Here is a 6,311-nt window from a genome sequence, read left to right on the forward strand (position 1 = left end):
GCAAGGTGAGTACTCACTGATGACACAAATTAAACTGATGAGTACTCACTGACGATACAAAAATGACCAAATGAGCACTCAATGAGTACTCAAATTTCACTGGTGAGCACTCACTGACGACATGACTTTTTTCACTTTTTATTAATTTCTTGTACCTTTTGCTCTAATTTTTTGATCTTATCTCGTGCAATTTTTTGTTCTCCTTTAAACAATTCCACGTTCTTATCTGATGATTTTATTTTAGATTCTAAGGATGCTATTTTTGATTGTGTTTCCGTTTTTTCTGCTTCCGTTTGATACTTCATTTCATCTTGTAATTCTTTTACTTTTTCATAAACTGTCTTCGCATTTTCTTCTTCCAGTTTGATTGCTTTTTCGTAATTTTTTATCTTTGTTTCAATATCTTTTTTGTCTCTTTCTATAAAATCTAGCTCATATGTTTTTTTATCTTCAGCTAACAATTCGTCATTTGCTTTTGTTTTTCTTTGATCGGTAAAAATTGTCTGAACTAATTTATTCGGACTTTTTGTTGCTGCATTTTCTTCTTCATATTCATTAACCTCTTGTGTGAATTTACGAATATCCATTTGTTCTTTTTCACCGTTTTTATTGTAAATATCGAAAGCTAACGCTCCCCAATTCGGAGATAACTCTTTTACTTCTACAACATATTTTCCGTTCTCTTCATACAATACTTTGACAGGTAACTGAACACCTGGATTTGCTTTTTGCTGTGCTTTAAATGTATAGCCTGTTTCTTCATATCCTTCTAATCGAAAGTAAATTTGTATAAAGTTTTTGTGTGGATTGTATTCCCTTTTCTCTACAATCAATTTCCCCATACCCGACAACTTAATTACTTTATTTGTCTCTGTATGAAATAGTTTTTCATCGTTTGGCATGTAAATTTTAGATGTCAAGAAAGCGAAAAAACCCAAAAATAGAAAGCTGATAATTGTTAAGTAGATCCACGACTTATTTTTTCTTAGATTAATTCTTTCACTCTTCTTACCAATTGTACCTATCACACTCTCACCCCACCTTTTTCGTTATAAAACTTTCATACTTAACTCTTCCACACTTGTAACTCGCCATGTTTCCTTATCTTTTTTCATGATGATTCGCAACACATTGTTTACTTTTTCTTCTCGATTTTGCATTGAATCTGTTGTGACATTTATAAATTCAGCTAGTACATTTACCTCCTCTTTATCGGGTTCATTTTCTTGTAAATACAACTTCATTTCTATTGGTTTTGTTTTATACGTATCTCCTAATTCGTATTTATCTGTTGGATAAAATTGTTGTAAAAGTTCTTCACTCATAATGGACTTTGCTTTTTCTTTTCGTTCACTGTAGCCTTCTTTTTCTCGATGAAATGATAATTGGATAAACGTTTCGGCTGTCGATAAGTAAGCCCTTCTTTGTTGTTCTTGTGCGGAAGGAAGCACCTTATCCAATCGTTTTTTTAAGTCTTCATTTTGCTTTGTTAGTAATTCATTTGAAAGTTTTAACTGCTTTTCTTTGCCATCACTCATTGACTTTTTGCTCAAATAGATATTAAAAGCTGTCACACCTACAACTAAAATGACAAACACAATAAACAAAGATTTTCGTTTATCTTTCATTCTTTCAGTCTCCTATTCTTTCGGTTTTTAGAACCTTCTTACATGACCAGAAAAGACTTTTTGCCAATACGGATCATTTAAATCTTCAATAGAAACACCTTTATTCGTTTGGCATCCAATGAAAGTATTTTTATCAATTACAATGCCAACGTGTCCGTCATGTTTGTAGGTATCAAAGAAAATAACGTCACCTGGTTTCATATCATTTGCTGATACTTTTGTACCGATTCTATTTAATGTTTCCGTACTTACAGCTCCTATCGGACTGGTATACACCCCTACTTGTTCGAATGCCCAGCGTACAAAACTACTACAATCAAAAATCCCTCTTGCAATGTCATTGGTGTTACGCCCTCCACCAAATACATAGGTAGAACGCCCTATCCATTGGCGACCTACATCGGCAACTTTAGAACCGCTACTTCCTCCACTTCCTGGATTTCCTCCTCCACCAGAAACGACAGAACCCGGCTGATAATACTTCAAAACGGCATCAACATAAAGCGCGTCCCCGTAGCACGCGGAGTAGGGTATCATCTCTGGCCTTACACAACGATACATACCCGTATGTTTCACTTTTTGATATTGTTGTTGTGAAAATTTAATTGCTAGTTCTTTGGTATATTTACCACCATTTGCACCAATAAAATCGAAAAATCCTGTCCCGAAATTGTAAGCTTGGAGGGCTGTTTTGATATGATCCATGTCTCCAGGACTCGTTACTCCGGCTCTTTCTATCGCATGTTTAAACTCCTGTACACCTGCCCAAATACTGTAATCCGGATCTGTAATACAGTTTGGTGATTTACAATATTTCGTATTAAAAGCACCCTCTGATGATTGCATCGGATCGCTACCTCGACCTCCGCTTTCCTGCATCATTTGAGCAAGCATTAAAGCGACAAACGGTTCCACGCCAAAAGCTTTAGCATGTTTTCGAATCGTAGGCTCCCATTTCAAAACTTCCGGCGAAACATTCATGACTTGCCCTTCACCTGTATACGTTATATCACCTGCGTCTGTTCCACTTTCGCCACCCATTGCCGCAATAAAAATACTCATAACTCCAAGTAAAAGAAAAGAAAAAAGACCCATCACAAGTAGCGCTAAAGTGATGAGCCATTTCTTTGGTATAACCTTTAAAACTAGATGCATGGTATTAAGCACCTCCCCCGAATAACATCAATTCTTCGTCCGTTACTTCTACATGGAAGTGAATGTTTTTTACAGCCCCAATACTTAAAATGACATCCCCTGTTGGTAAATGTGGAATCGCTGCAATCTCACTTTCACTTAACTGTCCTGCAAATACTTTTCGTAACATATCTAAACTGTTATTATCCTGCTGCATGATAAATTTGTACTGTGTAAGTTCAAATAGTTTTTTAATTTCATCAATCATTTCTTGTGAAGATCCTTCCGGTACAAAATCCCGAATCGTGTGACTTGCATATAAAAGCCCTGCAAAATATTTTCGATCTTCTCGGCTAAATTTCGTTAAAAATTGTAGAGCATGAGCGCTTTCTTTTTTCGTGTTTACTATATGATGCGCCTCGTCAATAATAATGAAATAACGAATTACATCTTCAAAAGCAAGTTGTTGTTTAGTATATGCCTCTAATTGTGGCGCACCATTGGATATCATTTCATCCCATATTAAATTAAAAACATTAAAAATTTGCGCTTGGAATACTTCCGGTTTAAAATTTGAAATGTTTCGTAAGGAAAACGATACAACTTGTTCTTTTTTAAAGTTTTCAATAGTGGAATGACCATCAAATAATTGTGCATATGCTTCTACTAAATTTACAAGATTTAATTCAATCAACTCTAAACGATGTTTTCTGCTTTCTCCTAAATTCTCATGGTGTTTTCTACTTTTTACATTCTCATATAATTCATCACGAACAAAAGATAAAAAGTTTGAGAAAATGGGATACTCATTTGGTTTTCTTGTTGTAATTTCATTTTCCGCTCCTTTTTCGTCATTCCATAATCCCATTCGAATATATAATTTACGAAGTAAATTTTCATATTCTTTAATTTCATCATCTTTTGCTTCTGGCGCAATGAATCGATAAAAAATTGTCAATTTAGATAAATGTTGAGTGAAGCTAACTTCTTCAAGTTCGGCTGTCTTATATACTTGAAGTGGGTTAATTTGACCTTGTGAACCATCTAATGCAATTGTTTTCCCGTTCAGATCACGTACTGTTTCCTCAAATTCACCTACAATATCAAAAATACGAATAAAATGACCTTTACTTGCATAGTCTACTGATTTCTTTTTTAGTAATGTTGATTTTCCAGCACCAGGCTTTCCAATCATTACACCGTTATAAAACTTTCTTTGTTCGTCTTTATGAAAAATATCAAAAATAACATTTCCTTTTGTTTTCGTTGTTCCATAATACGTACCGTATGGATCGTGCAAATAAGAATAATGAAACGGACACCCACCAGCCAAACTGACTGCCGGAATTTCTTTCCCTTTTCTTCGGTTCACATAATTTTTTTGTGTATCAAAGCTCGTTACGAGTGCATCCCACTCATACTCTTGTTCATTTAAAAAAACAGCTCCACGAAAGTTATAAGACTCTAATGTTTCCATGATTTCTTTTACTTGTTTTTCTAACTCATCTAACGTTCTAGCGGAAACATAGATACGGATATGAATACGTTTCATGACCTCACCTTGTTTCAAATCCGTATAGAGAGCTTCCAACTCTAAAAATTCATTTTTCGCATCAATCCGATCTATATTATCCTTTGCTGTATCATGTCGGACACTTTGTTCACTCATGGATTTATTAATTGATTCAACAACTTCTTTTCGGTCATCACTCATGACATCTAATGTTGTGATCACATTTGGCATATTCATAATTTGTTCTAACCAAAAATCATTTACCTCTGTTGGAAAGTCAAAAACATGAACACAAGTACCTAATCCATCACCTGTTTGAAAATAACTTTCTTTAAAACTAATTCCCCCTTGTGGCTGAACTCTAGCCACTAAATAAGGGTTGTAACCTTTCTTCTTTTTTAGTTCTTCTTGTTTTTCCTTTTTGGTTTTTTTACTTTTGAACGCAAACATATTGTTTCCCCCTTACTACCATATATTTTTCGTTCCTAATTTTGCATTTTGATTGAACAATTTAAACATAAGCTCTAACTTTTTCTCTTCATCCACCTCTAATAGTTCAGTAGAGCGCTTGATATATCTTTTTGCTGCATCTACACGTTCTTTTACGATTAATTCCGTTTCTCCGTAAATAAATAAGAAGGCTTCTCGATTGGTTCTGCCCCATTCTAAAAACTGCAGTTCTTTTAACTTTTGATTTAAAATCCGTTCATACAAAGGACTAGTACATTCTTTAATTTTCTTCTCTATATAACGTTGTTGTTCAGTTGTTTGACATGGGAAATTTAAAAAAACGAGTTTAATGGACTGTTTGTAGGCTTGATAAAAATAAGCATGTGAGAAAATAACAAATGCTTGCTCGTCGCTATTCTTAGAGAACATATCATCACCTTCCACTTGAAGAATTTCTAAAAACTCCTCATTTTTTAGTTCAAATATGCCATCCTCTGTCATGTCTACAATTTGCATAATTTCTGCAATACTTTTCTTTACCTTTGGTGGTGATTCTTTCTTTTTTTTAGATAAAAAACCTAAAAGTTTTGGATTTTTCTTTTTCGAAGTGTCTTTCTTTGGCTTTTCTTTCTTCTGTTTTTTTACTTTTGGTTCTACCTTTGGTTTTTCTTCTTTCTTTTTGTCGGGTACCACCTTCACAATTTCTTTTGGTTCAGAAAGTGATTCTTTTACATTTTTTTCGTTAAATCGAAATGCATTTATCTTTGGTCTTTCTAGTTGTTTTGGTTCTTCTTTCTCTACATCTTTTTCGCTGAATAACGCCATATGTGATCCCTCCCTTATTGATCGTTATCAATGGCGCAATATGCACCTTTTCTTCTTAGCAATGTAATAATCAATACTTCATACATTCGTTTTTGAGGATTCGTACTTGGCCGCCAAATCATGATAATTGCAATAACTGCCATGAAAATAACAAATGGTAATTGAAAGGAATCATGTACAAAATTCCTAAGAATCATCGTTACAACTAATAAGCCAATTAATAAAAAGAAATCGATTAAATAAAGCACTTTATTAATCCGTAATTCTGTACTGATTTCCTTCGGAATCCGATAGCTTCTCATCGGGATTCCCTCCTTTTCGACAATAAAAAATAAGCGTAATCGTACGCTTATTTTTTATCTGTATTCTTTTTATTTTTGTTTACAATATCTCTCCAACTTTTACCCGTGTTTTGCCCCATCTGATAAAAACGCTTTGTATTTTGTACCGTTTCAGAATTATGAATGCGTTCTTGTACTCCTCTTACCTTTTGTTTCACGGATGATGTTGTATTTTTAACTTTATCAGTTGTATATTGTCCTAATGTCCGTGTTTCTTGACTTCTACTTGCGGCCACTTCTTTATCACTCTCATAAGGAATAATTGGACTACTATGTGTCACCGTTACGATGTCGGCTGGTGCCGGGCTTCCTCCACTTGGTACTGATCTTGGTGTTTCCACTGGTGCCGGGCTTCCTCCACTTGGTACTGATCTTGGCGTTTCTACTGGTGCCGGGCTACTTCCACTTGATACTGGTCTT

The 6,311-nt window shown here is 34.6% G+C and carries 6 protein-coding genes and 1 pseudogene; all 7 read right to left on the reverse strand.

From position 1 onward, the window contains the following. Positions 1–131: 131 nt before the first annotated feature. Positions 132–1,028: a hypothetical protein gene (locus tag JDS81_RS16540; RefSeq protein ID WP_097955038.1), complete on the reverse strand. Its 897-nt coding sequence runs from the start codon at positions 1,026–1,028 to the stop codon at positions 132–134. A gap of 21 nt (positions 1,029–1,049) precedes the next feature. Continuing rightward, complete coding sequence (locus JDS81_RS16545; protein WP_000653495.1) at positions 1,050–1,628, reverse strand: hypothetical protein; 579 nt, start codon at positions 1,626–1,628, stop codon at positions 1,050–1,052. Positions 1,629–1,655: 27 nt separating this feature from the next. After that, positions 1,656–2,783, reverse strand: a complete 1,128-nt coding sequence (locus tag JDS81_RS16550; protein WP_097955039.1) for a bifunctional lytic transglycosylase/C40 family peptidase — start codon at positions 2,781–2,783, stop codon at positions 1,656–1,658. A gap of 4 nt (positions 2,784–2,787) precedes the next feature. Beyond that, the gene (locus JDS81_RS16555) at positions 2,788–4,725 is read right to left on the reverse strand and encodes a VirB4 family type IV secretion system protein (RefSeq protein ID WP_098145838.1); all 1,938 of its coding nucleotides are present in this window, start codon (positions 4,723–4,725) and stop codon (positions 2,788–2,790) included. A gap of 15 nt (positions 4,726–4,740) precedes the next feature. Further along, positions 4,741–5,550 carry a hypothetical protein gene (locus JDS81_RS16560; protein ID WP_097955042.1) on the reverse strand — a complete coding sequence of 270 codons (810 nt, stop codon included), beginning with the start codon at positions 5,548–5,550 and terminating at the stop codon, positions 4,741–4,743. 14 nt (positions 5,551–5,564) lie between these two features. Next, on the reverse strand, positions 5,565–5,852 hold the full coding sequence (locus JDS81_RS16565; RefSeq protein WP_001258275.1) for a DUF5592 family protein: 288 nt from the start codon (positions 5,850–5,852) through the stop codon (positions 5,565–5,567). A gap of 47 nt (positions 5,853–5,899) precedes the next feature. Further along, positions 5,900–6,311: pseudogene (locus JDS81_RS16570) on the reverse strand (pLS20_p028 family conjugation system transmembrane protein); the annotation flags it as partial.

Origin of the sequence: Bacillus cereus group sp. N31, from assembly GCF_016483245.1 — a bacterium.
GTDB lineage: Bacteria > Bacillota > Bacilli > Bacillales > Bacillaceae_G > Bacillus_A > Bacillus_A toyonensis.